This is a genomic window from Enterovibrio calviensis DSM 14347 (assembly GCF_000621165.1).
Classification (GTDB): domain Bacteria; phylum Pseudomonadota; class Gammaproteobacteria; order Enterobacterales; family Vibrionaceae; genus Enterovibrio; species Enterovibrio calviensis.
The window spans coordinates 168844-190975 of sequence record NZ_KK211217.1 but is presented as its reverse complement, the minus strand read 5'-3'; the positions used below and the strand labels follow the sequence as shown (position 1 = coordinate 190975).

The following is a 22132-nucleotide window of genomic DNA, read 5'->3' as shown; positions in this document are numbered from 1 at the left end:
AAGGCCTCATTCGAAATGCGGCCTTTGAAATATCTTATTTGGCAGATTTAGCTATGGCTTTCAAGCACTCAGGCGTTGAATATCGAGGCTGAAACTGGTGAGTCCGACTTCGCTAAGCGAAACGCGCACGTTTCCACTCGCTAAATCTATGGTTTGAAAGCGTGTACTTGCTGCATCAATGCCCAACAAATGGTCGTTGTTTACAATGATTGCGTTCCCCGTGCCATCAACGACGGCATTCAAACCTGCCGAGAGCACACTCAGCTCGTTGTCTGACGCATTCAGTATCCCAAACATCGCCCGGATTGGACTTGCGTAGGTGGATTTCTTGATGGCATGTTCAATTTGGTGAACGAGATGGACAAATCCGCGCTCGTCAGCATCTTGTGAACGTAGGTATTCATTGAAAAAAGCACGGATCATCAAGGTGGTCGCCGTGCCATTTTTACCCGCTGACGCACTATCCACCATATAGAAGGCCATCTGACCATCCATCATCCATGTGTAATCGAGTACAACTGGGCTTGAATCAGCAGATTGCAATGAATGATATGACAAACGCCAATCACCTTGCCTTGAGTCCTGATCTGGCATTAAGCCCATCAACAAATCTCTGGCGTTTCCAGGGTTGTCCAATAAGTCATCGAGGTGCCACTTCAGTTCTTCGGTCAGCGGTTGTTCGCCACCGTTTTGAGAAAGTTTGAACCATTGTTGGCTGAAATCGGTATCGCTGCACGCCCCACCATCGGCATCTTCAATTACTGACATAATGGCAGATTTCACAACCATGATGTCGTCAATCGGTTTGATCAAAAAATCTTTAACGCCAAACCGCAGCGCTTGAGCCACATCAGACATGCCACCGGTACCGGAGATAACGATCACTGGAAGCATTGGATATTCCAAGCTGACTTCTTCAACGAACTCCAACCCAGTCATGACAGGCATCGACAAGTCACTAAGTAGGAGATCAGGAATGCCCTGTCTTAGCGCTTTAAGCCCATCCAGCCCATTCTCTGCTTCTCTCACTATGCATCCTTCTTTGCGCAAGAATCCCCCGATGATTCGAATGAATACCGGGTCATCTTCTACAATCAGAACCTCTTTACCTTCTAACACTGCCCTGCTCTCCTGATCGGGTACTGGTTTACGTCTAAGGAACGTCGCCTTAGTTCCTTTAGGATAGTTTGAAATCCGTCACGACGTTGCAACATCCACGTAATTCTAGGCACCAGCACACATAACCTTATGTATCCAGAAAGGAAAAAACTCATTCATTTACTTAGCTTCTGAACAAACATTACGTCACTAACGATATTGCTTATTGATATGAGACAACGAAAAGTGCGTCTTGTTAATTTGAAATAGAGATCTGTATGTCTTTTTATAGAAGACAATCGCAATTCGTGAATGCTTATGAAACTAGATGACTTAAATCTTTTTCGCCTTATCGTCGAAAATGGAAGCTACACCCTCGCCTCTAAGAAAACAGGGATTCCCGTTGCGACGCTGACTCGGCGCATTCAGGCGCTTGAAGAAGACATGAAGATTAAGCTTTTGCATCGTGATGCACGAAAGCTATCGTTAACGGAAGCTGGCCAAGGTTTTTATGACAAATGCTCTCCGTTACTAGAACAACTGATGGCGGCGACCGAAAGCCTATCCGAACATTGTAAAGGCGAGTCAGGCACACTGAAGATCAGCGCCCCTTCTAATATTGCAATGAAGCTTCTACAGCCGATGTTTAGCGCGTTCTTAACACGCTATACAGATATTAGGCTTGATCTCGAGGTCTCTAATGATTCCAGTAGCAAGTTCAGTGACGGTCACCATGCCTTTATTCGCATTGGTCCGCAGAGGGATTCATCGCTGATTGCTCGAAAGCTCCACACGGTAAAAGACATTCTTGTTGCTAGCCCTTCCTACATCGCAAATAACGCGCCTTTAAGCGATGCCTCCGACCTCACGCAGCATCAACTGCTCAAAGGCTGGCCATTGATGCGATGGCGTTTAACGAATCCGCAAGGACAGCACCTTTGCATAACCCAGCAAGGTCGCTTTGAGGCTTCTGAACTTCGACTCGTTCGCGCGGCGGCTAAAGATGGCTTGGGCATTGCCTTAATCCCAGACGTATTGGTCAACAAAGACATCGACTCGAACGAGTTAACACAAGTACTTCCTGACTGGACGACAAGTCCTCGTGATATCTATCTGATGTATCATGGCAAAACAAACCTGCCCGCCAAGCTTCGTGTATTCATCGATTTCGCGCTCAACTATTTTCAAGCAAATAACACGCAAACGTGACTTGGTTCACTGAATGTCCCAAAAGCGATAAGTGCTTAAAATATCACCACACTTTTGCCGTTGAAAACTTGCTAAGGCGCTTCCGTAACGCTAATTGTTATATAGATGTAAAAACATAAAGCAGCGATATCTGTCACTGCACAAACGTTAACGATGGTTTTTGCAAACGGAAGGAGCAATTATGATTTTGGGACATTTGCTAGGCTTGTACACCCATCCAAAAGAGGAATGGCAGAATATTGATGACCGCCACGAGGGCGCATCAAATAGCCTCGGGCACGCCGCGATTATGGCGTTAATCCCACCCATTTGTGCTTACTATTCGAGTGCGCACATAGGTTGGAGTATCGGCGTTGGCGACCCTATATTTTTGACGGAACAAAGCGCATTGATCATTGCAGGAGCCATGTATTTCGCCTTGATTACTGGTGTGATGGCACTGGCTTACTTAACACTGTGGATGAGCCGTACATTCGGTTCAAACCCAACCTACACGCAAGCCCTTGAACTCTCTGCTTACACGGCAACCCCGATATTTATGGTTGGCTTGGCCGCACTCTACCCCGTTGTCTGGTTCGTGATGCTCGTCGGCTTAGCCGGTATCGCCTACTCCATTTACCTTTTGTATACCGGAGTGCCGATCATTATGCATATACCTGAAGAACGTGGGTTCATTTATGCCAGCTCAGTAGTGACGTGTGGACTGGTATTGCTCGTGGCGATTTTGGCAAGCACGGTAATTATGTGGAACGTGGGTTTTGGCCCTATGTTTATGAATTAGACTAAATCTGATTATTGCTCTAGCGCGACTGACTTACATTGGCAAAAAAAAAACGCGGTCATCACAATGATGACCGCGCTTTTTATATGTAGATGCTCACCACGTTTTGCAGTTAGCTATTGGCAGCTATCTATCTACCAAAGCCATTAGCTTGGCTAAACGCGAGTGGAAGTCGCCTTAGTTCTCGTTATAGATTTCGAGGTTTGCTAGCTCTTGCTGTTGTTCGCGTAGCTCTTTGGTTTCATCATTTCGTAGGCTATCGATGTACTCAAGATAGGCTTGATTGATGTCTTGTGTAATGTATTGCCCGCTAAAGACTGAGCTTTCAAATAATTTCACGTCAGGATTACCTTCACGTACGGCATCTTCCAAATCCGTCAAATCTTGGAAAATCAAACCATCTGCTCCGATAATGCTGCCGATTTCATCCACTTCACGTCCGTGTGCAATCAATTCATTTGCACTAGGCATATCAATACCATAAACGTTAGGGAAGCGGATTTCAGGAGCAGCAGATGCCATGTAAACACGTTTTGCACCAGCTTCACGTGCCATTTCGATGATCTGCTCAGACGTTGTACCACGTACGATGGAGTCATCCACCAGCAGTACAGACTTGCCTTTAAACTCTGAACGGATGGCATTAAGTTTGCGACGAACAGATTTACGACGTTGCTGCTGACCCGGCATGATAAATGTACGGCCAACATAGCGGTTCTTCACGAAGCCTTGGCGATACGGCTTATTGAGCTCTTGCGCAATTTCTAAGGCGATATCGCACGATGTTTCAGGAATAGGGATAACAACATCAATGTCTAAGTCATCCCATTCGCGACGGATCTTCGCACCGAGTTTCTTGCCCATATTAATACGTGCTGCGTAAACAGAAATCTTATCAATAAAAGAATCTGGACGTGCGAAGTACACGAATTCAAAGATACAAGGTGACAGTGAAGGCGTATCTGAACATTGGCGAGTAAATAGCTGACCATCAAAAGTGATGTAGACAGCTTCACCCGGCGCAACATCACGCACGAAATCAAAGCCAACTGCATCTAGCGCGACAGATTCTGATGCGACCATGTACTCTTCACGGTTGTTAACGGTGCGCTTGCCCAAACATAATGGACGGATGCCATGCGGGTCACGAAAGGCAATCAAACCATGACCAATGATCATCGCGACAACAGCGTAGGCACCGCGAATCTGTTGGTGAACAGCACGAACAGCTTTAAACACGTCGTTTTCTGACAATGGGAACGACGTCGCTTCATCAATTTGGTGTGCTAGAACATTGAGAAGAACTTCAGAATCAGAGGTGGTGTTAAGGTGGCGGCGATCTTGAGCAAACAGTGACTCACGAAGTTCATTCGCATTCGTCAGGTTGCCGTTGTGTGCCAACGTAATACCATAAGGTGAGTTAACGTAAAACGGCTGTGCTTCTGACACGCTCGAGCTACCTGCGGTAGGATAGCGCGCATGCCCTATCCCAACCGTTCCCTGCAAGCGTTGCATATGCTTGAGTTGGAATACATCTTTTACCAAACCGTTCGCTTTTCTCAAGCGAAAGCGGTTGTTGTCAATGGTAACAATGCCGGCGGCATCCTGACCACGGTGCTGAAGTACTGTCAACGCATCGTAAATTGACTGATTAACCGGGGTTTCACCCACGATTCCAACAATCCCACACATGTATGCTGTTCCTTGTAACGCAAGAGTGAGCCCAGGGAACTGTTTTTACGTTTTCCTGCCTTTACTGCTAAAAGCAGGTCGACGCTAGATCACCTTGGGCAAAAAGCTGGAGCTCTGCTCCAAATACGAGAAAAACCATTCAATCACTACCCCAAATCTAGGGATCAATTGTGATTGTTTCCACTCGATAGCGCTGGAAAAATTAGTGAATGCGTCGAGAAAGAACAATACTGCGGCAACAATCAGTACGCCGCGAATACCGCCAAAAACCACACCTAGCACTCTATCCGTTCCAGATAAGCCTGTTTTTTGGACTAACTGTCCAATCACGTAGTTCACCACAGCGCCAACGATTAAGGTGGCAACAAACAGCGCCGCTATTGCCGCGCCATTTCGAATCATTTCGTCATGAATATTAGTGAAGTAAGCCGCCAATTGCGGGTAAAAGTTACTGGCGACAAAGAAGGCACCAAACCATATCACCAGCGATAGGGCTTCTTTCACAAATCCACGGACCAAGCTTATCAATGCTGAAAAGCTGATCACTCCAATTATGATGTAATCTATCCAATTCATCTTTTAATCATCTGAGCGATTCGCGCGCATTTTAACAGAAAAAATGACGACGCAAACGTTTTCTTATGGGTTGAGTGGGTTAAATCTGAGCAGTTGACCTTTCAATCCGGTCAAAGACTCTAAATCTGCTGTCATTGAAGCCAATTTGTCTTTGGAGACGTTAGGTCCAATTTCAACACGCGCCAACTCGCCTTCTTTAACATCACGCGGCATCAACTGTGCTGGGTAGCCCTTTTTACGCAACTTTGACACCAAACTTTTGGCGTTATCAATATTGCGGAACGTACCAAGACGAATGATCCACGCTGAATCTTCATACCCTGCTTTCGGCTGAGAGTTTGCAACGGCAACCTGAGAGTTAACCTCTTCCGAAACAGTATCCTGGCTTACTGATGTCCCTTCGTCATCAATGGTGACGAGCACAGGGTCTTCAGGGGGAAGAAACGATTCCACTTCTTCAGGTGGCAAAACCGACGCTTCAAGTAGTGATTCATCAAAGTCCTCTTGGAGAGGAATTGCTTGAAAACTCTCTTGATAATGCGCTTTTTCACCATCAAATACGTCAGGTAGGAAAATGACGCCGAGCGAAACCAAAATAAGCGTGCCGACTAAGCGATTTTGAAACTGAGTTGCCACATTTACTCCGTTTGAGCGAGATGATCAGCGATTTCGCCGACTGTGTGGAATGAACCAAAGACAATGAGCACATCACCTTTCCACGTCAAAGCAGCTTTCGCGGCTTCAAATGCTTCAACAGGAGATGCGTAACCTTCAACATGGTCAGGCAGGAAATGAACAAGTTGCTGCCAATCGGCTGCTCTTGGCCCCGTTAACGAAGCCGGATACCAAACATCGACGACCGACTTCATGACATCGAGCGTTGCCGAGATGTCCTTGTCATGCAGCATTGCCACAACAGCATGAATCTTAGCATCAGCATCTTGCTTAAGAGATGATATTTGATTCGCTAAATACGCAGCAGAATGCGGGTTGTGCGCCACATCCAAAATGATCAGCGGTGACTGAGACACCGTTTGCATGCGACCCGCCAACGTTACAGTACGCAACCCTTCAACAATTTGCTCGTCAGTCACATCAAGCTCTGACAACCCCAACGCCATCAACGCCGTGGCGGCATTTGGGAGCGGAAGGTTCGGAACAGGTAAATCGCGTAAATCAAATGCACCACATTGCCAATGCCACGTATTATCTTGTTGCTCATAGGTAAATTGATAACCAACCTGATGAAGCTCCGAACCAATATCATCGGCATGAGCGGCGACGCTGGCAGGTGGCTCTGGCTGGCCACAAACAGCTGGTTTTCCAGAACGGAAAATACCGGCTTTCTCGAAGCCAATCACTTCTATGTCATCGCCTAGCCAATCAACATGGTCAATGGCCAAGCTGGTAATCACCGATACATCATGATCAACAATGTTTGTTGCGTCCAAGCGACCGCCTAAGCCCACTTCGATAATAGCAACGTCAATCTGGTTATCCATAAACAACCAAAGAGCTGCCAATGTTCCGAATTCAAACAAGCTTAAGCTGGTATCGCCCCTGAGTGATTCAACCGCCGCAAAAGCTTCTGAATGACGTTCATCATCAAGTTCTTTTCCGTTGATACGGACACGTTCGTTGTAACGAATGAGATGAGGAGAGCTGTATACACCGGTTTTATAACCAGCCTTTTGAAGAATCGCTTCAATAATGGCACAGGTAGATCCTTTGCCGTTAGTACCAGCGACTGTGATGACTTTTGGCGCAGGCTTCGTTAGTTGGCCTTTTTGACCGACAAGTGCGACGCGATCCAGTCCAAGATCGATGGCACTGGTATGGAGTGATTCAAGATAAGACAACCACTCAGACAATGGCGCAGTCGCGCTGGGAGAAATATGTTCTGACATCAGTATTCTATTTGGGCTTTCAATACTTCAATCATATCAGCTAAAAGACAAAGAGCGCCATAAGGCGCTCTTTCGATGTTCATTTGTGGGACGTTTATTCTGTATCTTTTGTCGGTTCGGCTTCGATAACCTCACCGACTAAAGGTTGTTCCACAGGCACAACAAGCGGTGATTCATGGTTGGTCATTTTTGCCAACAAGCCACCAATGCGCTGACGCATTTCGCGGCGGTCCACAATCATGTCGATGGCACCGTGTTCTAGCAAGAACTCGCTGCGCTGGAAGCCTTCTGGCAGCTTCTCACGTACGGTTTGCTCAATCACTCGCTGTCCAGCAAAGCCAATCAGTGCCTTAGGCTCACCAATGTTAATGTCACCCAGCATCGCAAAGCTTGCTGTCACACCACCAAAGGTTGGGTCTGTCAGTACCGAAATAAACGGAAGACCTTTTGCAGAAAGACGTTCTAGTGCAGCACTGGTTTTTGCCATTTGCATCAGCGACGTCAATGCTTCTTGCATGCGTGCACCACCACTGGCAGAGAAACACACAAATCCACATTTGTCTTCAATCGCTTGCTCTACGGCACGCACAAAACGCGCACCAACGACAGCACCCATTGAGCCACCCATGAATGCAAATTCAAAGGAAGCGGCAACAACAGGCATACCAAGGATTTCGCCTTTCATGACAACCAATGCGTCTTTCTCGCCGCTCGCCTTTTGCGCCGCAGACAGACGATCTTTGTACTTTTTAGAATCACGGAACTTGAGCAGATCTTTTGGCTCTAGCTCTTGACCGAGTTCAGTGCCTTTTCCTTCATCTAGGAAAGTCTCTAGACGCTTACGTGCTGTCATACGCATGTGATGGTCACACTTCGGACACACGTGCAGGTTACGCTCAAGCTCTGCGTGATAAAGCACCTGCTCACAAGACCCACATTTGGTCCATACGCCTTCAGGAATTGAGACTTTACGTGAAGAACCAATATTGCTTTTTGTCAGTATTTTTTCAAGCCAGCTCATGAACGACCTTTTCTAATGGAGCACCTGTCATTTTGACCACCTGAGGCTCTATGTTATCGAGCTGTCTCAATGTGAACGGTGACAAGTGGCCTGGATATTTGCAAATTCAACAAGGAATTAAAACACAACTTGTTAAGACTTTGGACAAAAAACTGGTACTACCTATTTTTTGCCTAGCCTTGCGTACGCGTGCCTGCAAATTACTTGCACACGTTTTAATCAATATGTCGATTTTTTTGCCAACTGTCAGTGACTAGCACTGCGTATCTGGCAAAAATAGGGGACCAATTGGCGCTTCAGGCAGCTCAAATCGTTCTGGGTATTCAACATCTACCAGATATAAGCCCCCCGCCTTTCCGGTTGCAGCAGCCAAATTGCGGTCTTTGACACCTAGCAACCATTCAACCCATTCTGGTTTCTGCTGTTTTCGTCCTACTTCAATCAAGCTACCTGCAATGTTGCGTACCATGTGGTGCACAAACGCATTGGCCTTGATATCTATGATCACGAAACGCCCCTGTCGAGTCACATTTAAATGATGGATGTTCCGCCACGGTGTTTTTGACTGACAATGAATAGCGCGGAACGACGTAAAGTCGTTCTCACCGAGCAAGTATTGTCCCGCTTCATGCATCAGTGTTTCATCTAGCTCATCATGGCAGTGCGTCACGCCATGACGAAGAATACCTGGTCGCAGCGCATGGTTGTAAATGATATAGCGATAGCGACGCGCCGTGGCAGTGAAGCGCGCATGAAACTCTTCTGGCACTTCCTTAGCCCAACGCACGGCGATGGCATCAGGTAAATGGGTGTTAACTCCCATGGTCCATGCTCGAAGGGGGCGATTGACATCCACATCAAAGTGAACAACCTGACCTGTGCCATGAACGCCAGCATCGGTGCGACCTGCGCATTGAACTTCAATTGGCTGATTCGCAATCTTAGACAGGGCCTTTTCTAAATGCTCCTGCACACTGGGCACTTCTCGCTGTCTCTGCCAGCCAAAGTATTTTGCACCATCATATTCAACGCCCAGGGCAATTCTCATTCTTTTGTCTCTGTCTTTGCTATTTATAACCTGATCTTCGAACAACAATGACGACATACAAACCTGGCCATAATGGCCCTGAGTGCGTTTTTGTCTGGCCAACCTTTATCTTGCGGGTGTTGTCCCCAGCAAGATCCAGTGCCGCCCAATGCCATCATTCGAAGATATGAAGCCGCGCATTATACCTGTCTCATCGTAAAATGCAGCGATGAGTATACCCAAGCAAGTTGAAGATGCAGGTTTCAGGGAACTTCGCAAGGTTATAGGGGTATAGAGATACAAAAACGGCAGGGTCTCCCCTGCCGTTTTTTATTGTCGTGATTGCCTTGCTGCGCTTATTCGAATCTCACGCTTAGTGCAGCTTTTCAATCATCATGCGGGCTTCTTCTTTTAGCGTTGAATCATCGCCTTGCATGACTTGTTCAAGCAATTGAATTGCACCATCAATATCATTCATTTCCAGATAGGCTTTTGCCAAATCCATGTTGGTTGCGGCTTCACCGCTACTGTCGACGTCCACTGGTTGAATATCGCTCAGTACGTCAGGGAAATCATCGAGCCCAACATCAAGATCCATCGTCGCTGAATCAGGGTCATCTTGTGGCAAGCCGTCATCTTTCATCAGTTCATCAATGCTGATGAAGCCATCACCGTTGGATGAGGACTCGACCAATTCACTCTCAGCTTCATCAAGTAGCCCTTCAAGATCGGCATCCAAATCCATCGATTTGATTTCATCGCCAAGGATTTCAGGCTGTTGAGACCAATCTTCACTTTCAAGCTCAGGCTCTGGAGTTTGCTCTGCGTGCCAGATACCACTCTCGTCATCGGGGATATCGAGATCGTCTGACTCCTCTAGCCCTTCAGAGAGATGGAAGGACTCATCTTCGTCTCCGCTTTCAGAGTAGTCCGCGTCTTCCAATGAATGCAGGACGTCTTTCGCTTCATCCGCTTCTGCCGTTTCCGACGTTACGGTTTGGAAATCGCCCAACCCCATTTGATCATCATCAAGAGGCTCAGAAAGTAAGGCTTCCATATTGAGGCCAGCAACTTGATGTGCATCGTCTTCCAATTCAGCGATGTCATTAAGCTCTGTTGCTCGATACGGTGCTTGCGACGCTGCTGCTGAAGCTTGCGAGAACTGGCTACGTTCGCTTTCTGGTACCGCTTCGTCCAGCTCTCGTTGTTCATCAAGCGCTGCACCTAATGCATCATCCTCATCGAACTCACCCAAGTCATCAAGACTGATAGGGTCTACCGGTGGAAATGCTAGCGTATTACTTTCTGTTGCTGTGAAGGTCGATTCTGCGCTCTCGCTTGGCTGTTCAGCCGTTTCTTCTGACTCAGGTTCTTGTGACTCAGGTTCTTCTGTTTCAGGTGATTCTGTCACGCTCGCAGAGTCAACAGGCTCACTTTCGACAGAAACCTCGTCGGCGAGAGAGGCTGTTGCGACTTCATTCGCTTCAGGCTCAAAATCAGAGGTGGTGTCAAAATCGACCGCTGCGTCTTCTTCGGTGTATTCAGGCAGATCGTTTAAATCAAACGATGAGTCGTCTTTGTCTGCTTCAACAGGATCGCCTGATTCAACTTCTTCAAAATCGCTGTCCGCAAGCGCGGCTTCTTCGTCATACTCTGGAAGAGACGACAGATCTAAAGGCGCGTCGTCTTCAGTCGTATCTTTTTCAGCATCATTACCTTCATTAGCTTGTTCAGGAGCGTCGTCCTGCACTAGCTCTTCTATTGCCTGTTCTTCTATTGCTCGTTCTTCAACAGGTTGTGATTCAACCTCTTGAGTTTCAGCCTCGTGTTCTTGTTCAGCGTCTAGTTCTGCGTCAGAGTCTTGTTGTTCAACGCTTTCAACGTCTGTCTCACCACCAGCTAACTCTTCATGGGCAATGGCGTCGGACGCTATATCGACGTCGACGAGGTTCGAAGCGGTATCCTGATCATCAGATGCGGCATCAATCGCTGCAAAAGCATCGTCAAGATCGATCTCGTCTGCAGAAGACACAAATGGCTCTTCTTCAATTGACTCTTCGATATCACCGACAAGATCATCTTCCCGATCCAGCGCGGTTTCATCGGATGAAGACATTTCTGTCGACTCTTCCGCATCCAAATCTGCACTTGCTGCTGCGTCATCATCTTGACCCAATAAGCTATCGAGCAGGTCAATGTCGTCTTGTGATGCCTCTGGCGTTTCTTTCTTTTCAGCATCAAGTGCTTCTAAGCTGTCAGGTGATGCATCGAACGCAGGCATTGGCTCTGTGTCAGGTGTTGGTTCACCTTCATCCAGTAAGCTATCAAGCAGATCCATGTCTGACTCTGAAGGGTCAAGTTCTGCCTCTTCAGCTTGTTCAGCTTGTTCAGCTTGTTCAGCTTGTTCAGCTTGTTCAGCTTCGATGGTGACATCATCAATGGCCTCATCAACCATGCTTTCCGCTAATGCGTCGAGAGGCTCTTCCTCGATTGAAGCTGGTAGTAGGTCGTCATCGGCATCAATGGCGTCTAACGGTTCTGTTGCTTGAACGTCAACATCATCAAGAACTAGGTCATCATCCAGCGAGATGAGTTCGTCGTTGAGTAAGTCATCCTCTGGAACTTCATCCAGTAATGCACTTTCATCTTCAAGGTCATCATCGTCACCGACAAGTTCATCCAGCAATGCGTCTGTATCACCCAGATCAACATTTTCGTCATCGCTAGGTTCACCTACAAGTTCTGCAAGCAGATCATCGTCATCAATGGCTTCATCAAGTAATGCAGTTTCATCCAGCAGATCGTCGTCATCACCAACAAACTCGTCTAACAGCGCATCAGTATCTGAAATGTCATCGGTATCTCTTTCTGCAGCAATCGATAGCGAATCGGTATCATCGACGTCTTGCGGAGCAATTGGATTTCCATCGTCATCCAACGCTTCATCGTCAAGAAGTTCATCAAGAAGAGCATCGGTGCCATCAAGCTGTACATCGTTGTCGCTATCACCCTCGGTGAGGCTGTCTTCGACATCGTCGATACTAATAACATCATCCAAGAACTCATCGAGCATGGCGGTGTTATCTTCCTCGAAAGGGTCGTCCTCGCTGATCTCGCTTGGTGTTTGCTCGGCTTGTGCCTCATTCAGAATGTCATCAAGATCATCGTCGGACAGGTTAATGTCTTGAGACAAGTCGACTTCTGGCTCGTCATCCAACACTTTGTCAAAAAGGGCTTCATTGGTGATGTCATCATCGTCTTCAGCTGCCGCTGCTGCAAATGCGGCTTCTGCCTCTGCGATGGCTGCATCCGCTGCAGACTGATCATCGCCAGCAGGCTCATCTGCTGCAGGTTCTTCGTCAGCGGTTTGGGTCGCATTCAGTAACGCATCAATGTCATCAACATCCGCGTCATCGCCGCCACTGAGCGATTGCTCCCACATCGCGGCAAGCGCTTCATCTGGGCTCAATTCCGACTCTTCAGGTTGAGACGCCATTTCATCTAATGCGCGCTCCATGTCTTCTAAGCCGATAGCGCCTTCGGTGCTCGCTTCGACATTCAGCTCGGTGCTTGCGCTGAAGTCATCATCCGACATTGAGTCGAGATCGGTATCAGTACTAAAGTCAGAATCACCGTCAATGTCTAATCCAGACTCTGTCGGCTCATCGGATAGTTCCAAGCTGTCTGACAAGTTAATGTCATCGAGTTCAGAATCAAAAATACCTTCATCGCCAAACAGGTCATCCGCATCGGTGTCGTCAGTAACTTCGAGTTCATCGTCTTCCAGCACCAATTCATCATCGTCAACATCAGGCACCATAATGACAGGCAGGTCTGGCTCTTCACCGTCGAGCCCTTCTGGTTCTTCGATATCATCATCTTTCTTGCGTCTACGCATGATGATAAACGCGGCAATACCGATAACTAATAGCGCGGGAATAATCGCGACCGTGGCTAACATCAATGGGCTCGCCATCAGCGATTCAATGAAAGATGGCTCTTTCATTTCCATCTGAGCCTGACGCATTTTTTGTGCTTCTAGGAAGGATTTAATTTCTTCCGTCAGCGCTTCGTCACCCGTCATTTGTTCTTTTAAAACAGACAACTCGTTCTGCACTTCTGCTAAACGAATCTTCAAGATGTGGTTACTTTCAACGAGCTTACCCATTTGCAAATCAGATTCATCGATCTGCTCTTGCACTGAGCCCATGTCCGGCTTAGGAGGCGTCATGTCGGCGCCCATTTTATCGCCATCTTTCATTGCCATTTCAGACTGAGAAGAAGCGTCCATGTCCGCCATTTCTGGCTTTTTAGGCACGTCAGGCTTGGCCATCTTTTCAGGGGCAGTAACAGGTTTCGCTTTTTCGGCAGGCGCCATCATTTCAGGTTGAGCGGGCTTCTCTGGGGTTGCTGCGACCTGTTGGCTCAATGGCTGACGATTGATGCCTCGCTGCGCATCTTTACGTCTTTGATCAATTTGAAGGCGTTGTGCGACGTCATCCGTACTTTCGCGGCGAATTTCCGTCAGCGTTGGCATGAGTAACGTACTACCGGGGATCAATCCGTGGATGTTTTGGTCTTCAAATGCATTGGGATTTAAGCGAAAAATCGCGCCCACTGTTTGATAAACAGAGACTGCGGAATTAGGTTGATTACGCGTCGCGATCGACCAGAGGGTATCATTGTCGCGCGTTGGCCCAACAGTTTGTCGACGATTAACGGTCGAAGCGGTCTGTGTGGCTTGTGATAAAGGCGTGACAGTGCTGGGCGCTGGCGATTCATCGACAGGACCAAGAATTCGAATGGCCGAATGCACAGAAAACGTGGCCGCAAGACTCAGCAGCAACGTTGAGACAGCAAGTAGTTTGCCAAATCGACGGCTTGCTTGTGATGAAAAAAGCGTTTGCTTCATGGTGTTATAAAAATCTGCGTCAGACACTGCCCGCATTCCCCTATGGCAGAATAATAGCCTAAATGGTCATTTCCCTAACTATATCGGAAGGCTGGCTGAAAACTGTAGTGTGAGAAGATAAAACTGTGTTTTGTGATCAAACAACCGGCACCAGATCACTGGTGCCGGTTGTTTGCGCGGCATTTTACTGCCAAACAATTCATGATTGTTTGAGGGTTACAGGTAGTCGCGGATCAGGACTTCTGCAATTTGAACAGAATTGGTAGCTGCGCCTTTGCGAACGTTATCAGCAACAATCCACAGATTCAGACCGTTCGGGTGGCTGATGTCATTGCGAACACGACCTACCATCACATGGTCTTTACCCGTCGCATCTTTCACTTGCGTTGGGTAGTCTTCATTAGCAAACACTTCAATCCCTTCACTACGTGAAAGTAGATCCATCGCTTCAGTCGCATCAAGTGGCTGTCGACATTCAATGTGTACGGCTTCTGCGTGACCGTAGAATACAGGTACACGGACGCAAGTTGGGTTAACCGCGACGGTATCATCACCCAAAATTTTCTGGGTTTCCCACACCATTTTCATTTCTTCTTTGGTGTAGCCGTTGTCCATGAACTCGTCGATGTGTGGCAAGCAGTTAAACGCGATCTGCTTTTTGTACAAGCTTGGCTCTGCGTCTTGGCTGTTGAGTAGCTTAACGGTTTGACCTGCTAGCTCATCCACCCCTTTTTTGCCTGAGCCTGATACCGATTGGTATGTCGCTACGTTGATGCGCTCAATGCCTGCTGCATCATAAATCGGCTTCAACGCCACCAGCATTTGAATCGTTGAACAATTAGGGTTCGCGATAATGTTGCGGTTACGGAAGTCCGCGATGGCTTCTGGGTTAACCTCAGGCACAACCAACGGTACATCGTACTCATAACGGAAGCGCGAGGTATTATCGATAACAACAACACCTTCATCGGCGGCCATAGGCGCATAGCGGTCAGACAGATCCGCACCCGCTGAGAACAACGCGATTTGTACCTGACTCCAGTCGAAATCTTCGACGTTACGGACCAGATGGCTTTTGCCATTGAAGCGAATGGTTTCACCGGCGCTTCGCTCGCTGGCTAGCAAGTAAAGATTGCGCACAGGGAATTTACGCTCTTCCAACACCTCAATAATGGTACGACCTACAGCGCCAGTTGCACCTAATACAGCGACGTCGTATGCAACATCAAATTCTTGTGTCATGTTTATTCCTCTACGGTAAAACCTAATTTAGCGAGCGACTCTAACCCAAACTCGGCCTTGCCCGCTACTGTAATCGCACTGTACTCACGTCTGTCCCAATAATTCTTCCGCAAGCGGTCAAAGCTTGAGCGCTGCTCACTGGCATCAGCCATGGCGCGGCGAAACTCGCTGTCATCACGGCGAATATCATAAATTAGCTGGCACAAGGCCATCAAATCTGACGCGTCCCATGCCTTACTCAATGCCACATGGGGAATAGGGGCGACAGGCAACAAGGAAGAAGCTTCGACGCTTTCCTCGGCATTACCAAGAAATTCACAGTAGGCGTTAAAGATCATGGTTGTGCCACGCGCTTTACCTTCTAAGCCATAGCCTGCCACGTGAGGGGTGGCAAAGGCTAAAAACGGCAGTAGTTCGAGGTCTACTTCAGGTTCGAACTCGAACACATCCAGCACTGCGGTCAGCTTGTCTGCTTTCAACGCCGCTTTTAGGGCTGCATTGTCAACAACGGGGCCACGCGCCGCGTTAATCAAAATACTGTTAGGCTTGAGTGCAGCCAGCTCTTTCGCACCCATTAAATGATGAGTTGGGTGTTCTCCCGAACGAGTAAGCGGCGTGTGTGTGGTGATCACATCGCACTCTGCGATCAGTGCGTCTAGTGAATGGAACTCGCGCTCATCGCCTTCGGCTTCTTTTAGCGGATCGCACAAAAGATAAGGGATATTGAGCGCGGCAAGACAATTCGACAAGTAACTGCCCACTTGACCTGCGCCGACAATACCCACTTTACGATCAGTTAATATGAAATCTTGCTGCTGGCTAAGCACCAAAAGCGCGCTGATCACGTACTCGGCAACCCCGACTTTATTGCAGCCAGGAGCAGCAGTGAAATAGATGCCACGATCAGCCAAGAGAGTTGCATCAACATGATCGGTGCCCGCGGTTGCGGTACCGACAAAACGAAGGCGATTGGCTTTTTCCAAAAGCGCTTCATCGACCTTGGTCACAGAGCGGATCATCAACGCATCAATATCAATCAGATCATCGGCTGTCAGTGTTCTCCCCGCCTTGGCGGTGACCGTACCCAGTTTGCTAAACAGTTCTGCCGCATACGGCATGTTTTCATCAATCAGAATATTCACGTGTTTTCTCTTGCTCCAAGCAACATGTCTGTATTGTGACGTTTTTTGCGACGACTGAAAACGAAAAAACCCGGCCAATGGCCGGGCAAAATCCAGGATCTGAAAGATAGAGACCGGCTCTCAACGGTCAATACCTGCGTCTGTTGTAGGCGAGAAGCCAACTTCCCGGAAAATTTTCAAATAACTTGAAAATTTAAAGTGGCGATAACGCCTCTTAAGCTTCGTATTTCTTAATGACTAGCGTGGCGTTAGTACCGCCGAAGCCGAAGCTGTTCGACATCACTGTCTTCAGTTCCTGCTCACGCATTTCAGTCACAATATCTAGACCTTCTGCCGCAGCATCTAGGTTGTCGATATTGATGCTTGGCGCAACAAAGTTGTTGTCCAGCATCAGTGTTGAGTAAATGGCTTCATGTACGCCTGCCGCACCCAATGCGTGACCTGTCATCGCTTTAGTTGCTGAAATTGCAGGGCTGTTGTGACCAAACACTTCTTGAATCGCGCCCAGCTCTTTCACATCGCCCACTGGCGTTGAAGTGCCGTGCGTGTTGATGTAGTCAATGCTGTCCACATCTTGCATCGCCATCTTCATACAACGGATAGCGCCTTCACCTGAAGGAGCAACCATGTCGTAGCCATCAGATGTTGCGCCGTAGCCAACCACTTCACCGTAGATTTTCGCACCACGCGCTAGCGCATGCTCAAGCTCTTCGATAACAACCATGCCGCCGCCACCAGAGATAACAAAACCGTCACGGTCTGCATCATAGGTACGAGATGCTTTTGATGGGTCATCGTTGTATTTGGTCGACAATGCGCCCATTGCGTCAAACATCATGGTCAATGACCAATCAAGTTCTTCACCGCCACCCGCAAACACAACGTCTTGCTTACCCAGTTGAATCAGTTCAACCGCGTGGCCAATACAGTGCGCAGACGTCGCACACGCAGAGCTCATGGTGTAGTTAACACCACGAATTTTAAATGGTGTAGCCAAGCACGCCGACACGGTTGAAGACATGGTACGAGGCACCATGTAAGGACCAACACGTTTCACGCCTTTCTCGCGCAATGTATCTGTTGCGAGCACTTGGTTAATTGATGATGCGCCACCAGAACCGGCAACCAGACCCGTACGGTCATTGGAAACCATGTCTTCGGTTAGGCCAGCATCTTCGATGGCTTGTTCCATTGACAGATAAGCGAAGCCAGCGGCATCGCCCATAAAACGAAATTTCTTGCGATCAATGTGATCGACAGGCTTGAGTTTAAGGTCGCCCCAAACATTGCTGCGTAGTTTCATGTCTGCGAACTGTTGGGAAAAACTAATCCCTGATTTACCCGCTTTCAATGACTCCAGCACTTCTTTAACGTTGTTACCGATGCTGGAAACAATTCCCATACCTGTAATTACGGCTCGTTTCATTTTTTGTTCCTACAATTCGAGTTCGCACCGATGATAGCGGTTTTGCTCATCTAAAGTGGTCAGCTTTCCTAGAGTACGCGTGTAAGCTGAAATTTCATTCTCGCATAGCCTGTTCCGCGAATCTGTATATTCGGAAGGATTGGCGATAGAATCCGCGACCTGAGTGCAAACAGAGTTTTAATTAAGGTAAGGCCTGTGACCCAACCCCGTATTGAACATGCCCAAATCCACTGGAATGACGCCGGCACGCCAGTGTCTGATAATTTCGATGACGTGTACTTCTCTAACGCTAATGGCTTAGAAGAAACACGCTATGTCTTCCTACATCAAAATCATCTTCCAGCTCGCTGGCAACAATTTGATCGAGATCGCTTTGTTATTGCAGAGACGGGCTTTGGTACAGGCTTAAATTTTCTTGCCGTTTGGCAAGAGTTTGAAGCATTTCGCGACCAAAACCCTGACGCGAAAAACCAACAGCTGCACTTTATCAGCTTTGAGAAATTTCCTGTAACGCAAAGTGATCTTGAAAAAGCTCACGCTGCGTGGCCCGAACTGGCGGAATACGCAAAAGCGCTGCGAAAACACTACCCCGCAGCGGTATCAGGCTGCCACCGCATCGTTCTTGCTGACGGCATGGTGACGCTCGACCTATGGTTTGGTGACATCAAAGATTGTATGCCTCAAGTGTGGACATCTGATGAAGGAATTGTGGACTGCTGGTTCCTCGACGGTTTCGCGCCAAGCAAAAACCCTGAAATGTGGAGCCAAAGCTTATTTGACGGCATGGCTCGTCTTGCCCGTGAGTCTTGTACGGTGGCGACATTTACTGCGGCAGGCTTTGTGCGTCGTGGCCTGATTGACGCTGGCTTCGACATGAAGAAAACCAAGGGGTTTGGCACAAAGCGCGACATGATTGTCGGGCACATCACTAAGCGCCACCAACCTCGACAGCAAGCGCCTTGGTACAAACGAAATGCGCCGACAGTTAGCGGTAATGAAAGTCTGGATGTCGCGATTGTTGGCGGGGGTGTTGCCAGTGCCACATTGGCCATTTCATTGGTTCGCCGAGGTAAACACGTCACCCTTTATTGCGAGCACGATAAACCGGGACACGGCGCATCAGGAAACCGTCAAGGGGCCGTGTACCCGCTACTCAATGGCAGTAATGACGCGTTATCTCGCTTCTTTGCACCCGCATTTTTGTTCTCTCGTCAGTTTGTTGAACAAGCTGCTGAAACCGTGCGATTCGATCACGATTGGTGTGGCGTCACACAGCTGGGCTGGGATGAGAAAAGTGCCGACAAATTGGCAAAAATGCTCAAGGGCGGATTTCCTGATGAGGTTATTCACGCGTTAACAGCAGAAGACACCGCGACCCTCACCAATATTGAAACCAGACATGGCGGCGTTAGTTATCCGCTAGGCGGTTGGTTATGCCCGCAGCAACTCACCCAAGGGTTGATTGAACAAGCGCAGGCAACTGGTTTACTGACGTGTCATTACAACACTGACATCACGCGCTTAACGCATGAAAACGATCAATGGACGTTATCGACTGACAACGACAATGCGTTTTGCCATCACGCCGTTGTGATCGCCAACGGGCATCGCTTTACACAGTTCGAACAAACCGCTTCGATCCCAGCTTATTCGGTGCGTGGTCAAGTGAGCCATATCAATACCACGCCTGTGCTGGAAAACCTCAAGACAGTGCTTTGTTATGATGGCTACCTCACCCCAGTTAACACAAAGAACGGCACACATTGTATTGGCGCCAGTTACAGCCGAAATGACGAGTCTCTAGATTTCCGAATGGACGACCAAGTCGATAACAAGCAACGCTTGGTTGACTGTGTGCCGTCTTCCTGGCCAAAAGATGTCAATACCGATCATGGCGCAGGACGTGTCGGTGTTCGTTGCGCCAGTCGCGACCATCTCCCCTATGTTGGCGACGTCTGTGATTACGCGCAGTTAACCGAAAGCTATAGCAATCTTCGCGACAACAAAGACAGTGCCGTTGATGTTCCGGTTTATCCGAACTTGTTCAGTATATTGGCGCTGGGCTCCAGAGGGTTAACCTCTGCACCGCTACTGGGTGAATTGATGGCCTCACAGATTTGCGGTCATCCCTTGCCTTTGCCAACTGATGTACTGGATGCGCTGCATCCAGGCCGTATGTGGGTGAGAAAATTGCTCAAGGGCAAAGCATTGTAAACCTAAGTAACCTGAAGATGCAGGATTCAGGTTGCTTGGGTATAAGTGATTGATTATCCAACCATAGAAAGCAAAAAGGCGCTGAATTCAGCGCCTTTCTTTTATCTGTTATTTGCAGCCAAATGGGCTTAGCTTAACGTCTTGAGCCGACTAGCTAGCATGCTTTTGCAAGTTGGACCAAAGGTTGGCCACCAGCACTTGATCCGCAGGAGTGAGTTCATTGGCATTATCTTTCAAACTGCCATCCACACGCTGCTTCAACATATCGATGCAATCAACCTCAGCTTGTTCGCAATCTGCCGCTGCCAATGAGATATGACCACGCAAATAGCCGCTAGCAAACAACTCGTCGTCTGATGCTGTCTCTACCATGGCATCAATCAAATCAAGGATCTTTTCTTCGTAGTCTTGGATCATGTTCTCTCTCATTAGGTAAAGTCAGCAGCCGTTAACGGCGAACGACCATAGAAAGCAATAAGCGCATCTGAGTAGCTTTTTGCGCGTTCAGGCATACCTTGCTCAAGATAAGCCAGCACTTGGTCACGCACTTTTGCCGTAAACGCGTCGCGATCAGGCTCTACACCGCTGAGGTTGTCACAGCTCACTTGAAAGCGAAAGCCACAGCTGGCGGAAAGAATCCACTCAACGGCTTGAGGTTTCACTTCAACTTGTTCAAATGCGGCCTGTGTCTGTTCGTCACGTCCGTCAGGATGATACCAGTAGCCATAGTCTTCGAGCAATCGACGCTCTGGGCCAGCGATACACCAGTGAGCCACTTCATGTAGCGCCGATGCAAAAAATCCACGAGCGAAAATAATCCGATGCGTTGAATGGCTTTCATCCGCAGGAAAATAGATAGGTTCATCCCCACCAAGCAGTAGCTCAGTGTTAAATGATTCAATAAAACTCTGATTGAAAACATAAATTAAGTCGTTGTAATCGTGATGCATGCGTAATTTGTAAATATCTAGTTACAGCTAAAATCAAACAGGCGGCATTTTACCTAGCCCAACCCCCATTGTCGCCGTGATAATTGCCTATTCCCCCACTTTTTAGGGTCCTTGCCCCTGTTTAAGCATGAATTTGATTCATGCCTAGCCTCATCGCTTTTCATTGGAAGGTGACGAACATCACATATAAAATCCCGCCCATCTTCCTTTTTTAATGCAACCGACTGAATAATAATGTTGTTGTCTACTTTGTACATTATTGGCATTACTGCCGAAGCCATGACTGGCGCACTTGCTGCTGGCAGAAGAAATATGGATTGGTTTGGCGTCATGCTCGTAGCCAGTTGCACCGCAATCGGTGGTGGCACAGTACGGGACATTTTGCTTGGGCACTATCCGTTAGGTTGGGTGGCCAATCCACACTATCTGATCATTGTGTGTATCGCGGGTATCGTCACCACTTGGATGGCGTCTTGGGTTGCTCGAAACCACAAGCTATTTGTTTGGCTCGATTCTCTGGGATTGATTGCGTTTAGCATTATAGGTTGTCGCGTGGGTATCGATATGGGCTTGTCGCCATTGATCGCCGTGGTTTCAGCCTTAGTGACGGGTGTGTTTGGTGGCTTACTGCGCGACCTGCTGTGTCGTCGTCAGCCGATGGTATTGCACAAAGAACTCTATGCCTCTATCGCGTTTTTCTCTGGCGGGATGTATTGGGCGCTTTTGACCTATGGCGAGCCTTACGGAATTAACGAAACCTACGCCACGCTATCAACGCTGATCCTCGGTTTTACCTTTCGTATGTCGGCCGTCAAATTCGGCTGGAGTTTACCTGTGTTTAGCTTTGCGGAAGAAGAGCAAAATATCTTAGAAAAAGAAGGACCTAGATCCTAAGAAGGGCAAAGAACAAAAAAGAAGGGCTGGTGGTGCTAAAC

The 22132-nt window shown here is 48.0% G+C and carries 17 protein-coding genes; 4 read left to right on the top strand and 13 right to left on the bottom strand.

Translation table 11 applies throughout. The annotated features are described in order from the left end of the window. Window positions 1–60 precede the first annotated feature (60 nt). Window positions 61–1119 (bottom strand): response regulator, encoded by a 1059-nt coding sequence (locus tag Q365_RS0119060; RefSeq protein ID WP_028024841.1) that lies wholly within the window; start codon window positions 1117–1119, stop codon window positions 61–63. 297 nt (window positions 1120–1416) lie between these two features. On the opposite strand from Q365_RS0119060, the gene Q365_RS0119055 reads away from it, so the two are divergent. Together Q365_RS0119055 and Q365_RS0119050 are read left to right on the top strand one after the other, a co-directional pair. Continuing rightward, window positions 1417–2307 (top strand): LysR family transcriptional regulator, encoded by an 891-nt coding sequence (locus tag Q365_RS0119055; protein WP_028024840.1) that lies wholly within the window; start codon window positions 1417–1419, stop codon window positions 2305–2307. Between the two features lie 181 nt (window positions 2308–2488). Beyond that, window positions 2489–3088, top strand: coding sequence for a Yip1 family protein (locus Q365_RS0119050; protein ID WP_028024839.1), 600 nt, complete (start codon window positions 2489–2491; stop codon window positions 3086–3088). Window positions 3089–3265: 177 nt separating this feature from the next. On the opposite strand, the gene purF is transcribed toward Q365_RS0119050, so the two are convergent. From purF to fabB, 10 genes are all read right to left on the bottom strand, one after another. Then, window positions 3266–4780, bottom strand: a complete 1515-nt coding sequence (purF, locus tag Q365_RS0119045) for an amidophosphoribosyltransferase (RefSeq protein ID WP_028024838.1) — start codon at window positions 4778–4780, stop codon at window positions 3266–3268. 84 nt (window positions 4781–4864) lie between these two features. Further along, window positions 4865–5356 carry a CvpA family protein gene (locus Q365_RS0119040; RefSeq protein WP_028024837.1) on the bottom strand — a complete coding sequence of 164 codons (492 nt, stop codon included), beginning with the start codon at window positions 5354–5356 and terminating at the stop codon, window positions 4865–4867. A gap of 63 nt (window positions 5357–5419) precedes the next feature. Further along, the gene (locus Q365_RS0119035) at window positions 5420–5992 is read right to left on the bottom strand and encodes an SPOR domain-containing protein (RefSeq protein ID WP_028024836.1); all 573 of its coding nucleotides are present in this window, start codon (window positions 5990–5992) and stop codon (window positions 5420–5422) included. Between the two features lie 2 nt (window positions 5993–5994). Then, window positions 5995–7263 (bottom strand): bifunctional tetrahydrofolate synthase/dihydrofolate synthase, encoded by a 1269-nt coding sequence (folC, locus tag Q365_RS0119030; RefSeq protein WP_028024835.1) that lies wholly within the window; start codon window positions 7261–7263, stop codon window positions 5995–5997. 94 nt (window positions 7264–7357) lie between these two features. After that, complete coding sequence (accD, locus tag Q365_RS0119025; RefSeq protein WP_028024834.1) at window positions 7358–8284, bottom strand: acetyl-CoA carboxylase, carboxyltransferase subunit beta; 927 nt, start codon at window positions 8282–8284, stop codon at window positions 7358–7360. 253 nt (window positions 8285–8537) lie between these two features. Then, complete coding sequence (gene truA, locus Q365_RS0119015; RefSeq protein ID WP_028024832.1) at window positions 8538–9332, bottom strand: tRNA pseudouridine(38-40) synthase TruA; 795 nt, start codon at window positions 9330–9332, stop codon at window positions 8538–8540. 352 nt (window positions 9333–9684) lie between these two features. Next, entirely contained in the window at window positions 9685–14259 is a 4575-nt protein-coding gene (locus tag Q365_RS0119010) for a FimV/HubP family polar landmark protein (RefSeq protein ID WP_028024831.1), read from the bottom strand. Window positions 14260–14439: 180 nt separating this feature from the next. Continuing rightward, on the bottom strand, window positions 14440–15465 hold the full coding sequence (locus Q365_RS0119005; protein ID WP_028024830.1) for an aspartate-semialdehyde dehydrogenase: 1026 nt from the start codon (window positions 15463–15465) through the stop codon (window positions 14440–14442). A 2-nt stretch (window positions 15466–15467) separates the two neighbouring features. Further along, window positions 15468–16607 carry a 4-phosphoerythronate dehydrogenase gene (locus Q365_RS0119000; protein ID WP_028024829.1) on the bottom strand — a complete coding sequence of 380 codons (1140 nt, stop codon included), beginning with the start codon at window positions 16605–16607 and terminating at the stop codon, window positions 15468–15470. A gap of 214 nt (window positions 16608–16821) precedes the next feature. Next, on the bottom strand, window positions 16822–18033 hold the full coding sequence (gene fabB / locus Q365_RS0118995; protein WP_028024828.1) for a beta-ketoacyl-ACP synthase I: 1212 nt from the start codon (window positions 18031–18033) through the stop codon (window positions 16822–16824). A gap of 195 nt (window positions 18034–18228) precedes the next feature. Between fabB and mnmC the strand changes: the two genes are divergently transcribed. Beyond that, window positions 18229–20247, top strand: a complete 2019-nt coding sequence (gene mnmC / locus Q365_RS0118990; RefSeq protein ID WP_028024827.1) for a bifunctional tRNA (5-methylaminomethyl-2-thiouridine)(34)-methyltransferase MnmD/FAD-dependent 5-carboxymethylaminomethyl-2-thiouridine(34) oxidoreductase MnmC — start codon at window positions 18229–18231, stop codon at window positions 20245–20247. Window positions 20248–20397: 150 nt separating this feature from the next. On the opposite strand, the gene Q365_RS0118985 is transcribed toward mnmC, so the two are convergent. Then, entirely contained in the window at window positions 20398–20664 is a 267-nt protein-coding gene (locus Q365_RS0118985; protein WP_028024826.1) for a YfcL family protein, read from the bottom strand. Window positions 20665–20675: 11 nt separating this feature from the next. Next, complete coding sequence (locus Q365_RS0118980; RefSeq protein ID WP_028024825.1) at window positions 20676–21197, bottom strand: elongation factor P hydroxylase; 522 nt, start codon at window positions 21195–21197, stop codon at window positions 20676–20678. Between the two features lie 234 nt (window positions 21198–21431). Here Q365_RS0118980 and Q365_RS0118975 point away from each other — a divergent pair, with 234 nt between their 5' ends. Further along, the gene (locus Q365_RS0118975; RefSeq protein WP_028024824.1) at window positions 21432–22091 is read left to right on the top strand and encodes a trimeric intracellular cation channel family protein; all 660 of its coding nucleotides are present in this window, start codon (window positions 21432–21434) and stop codon (window positions 22089–22091) included. Window positions 22092–22132: the final 41 nt, after the last annotated feature.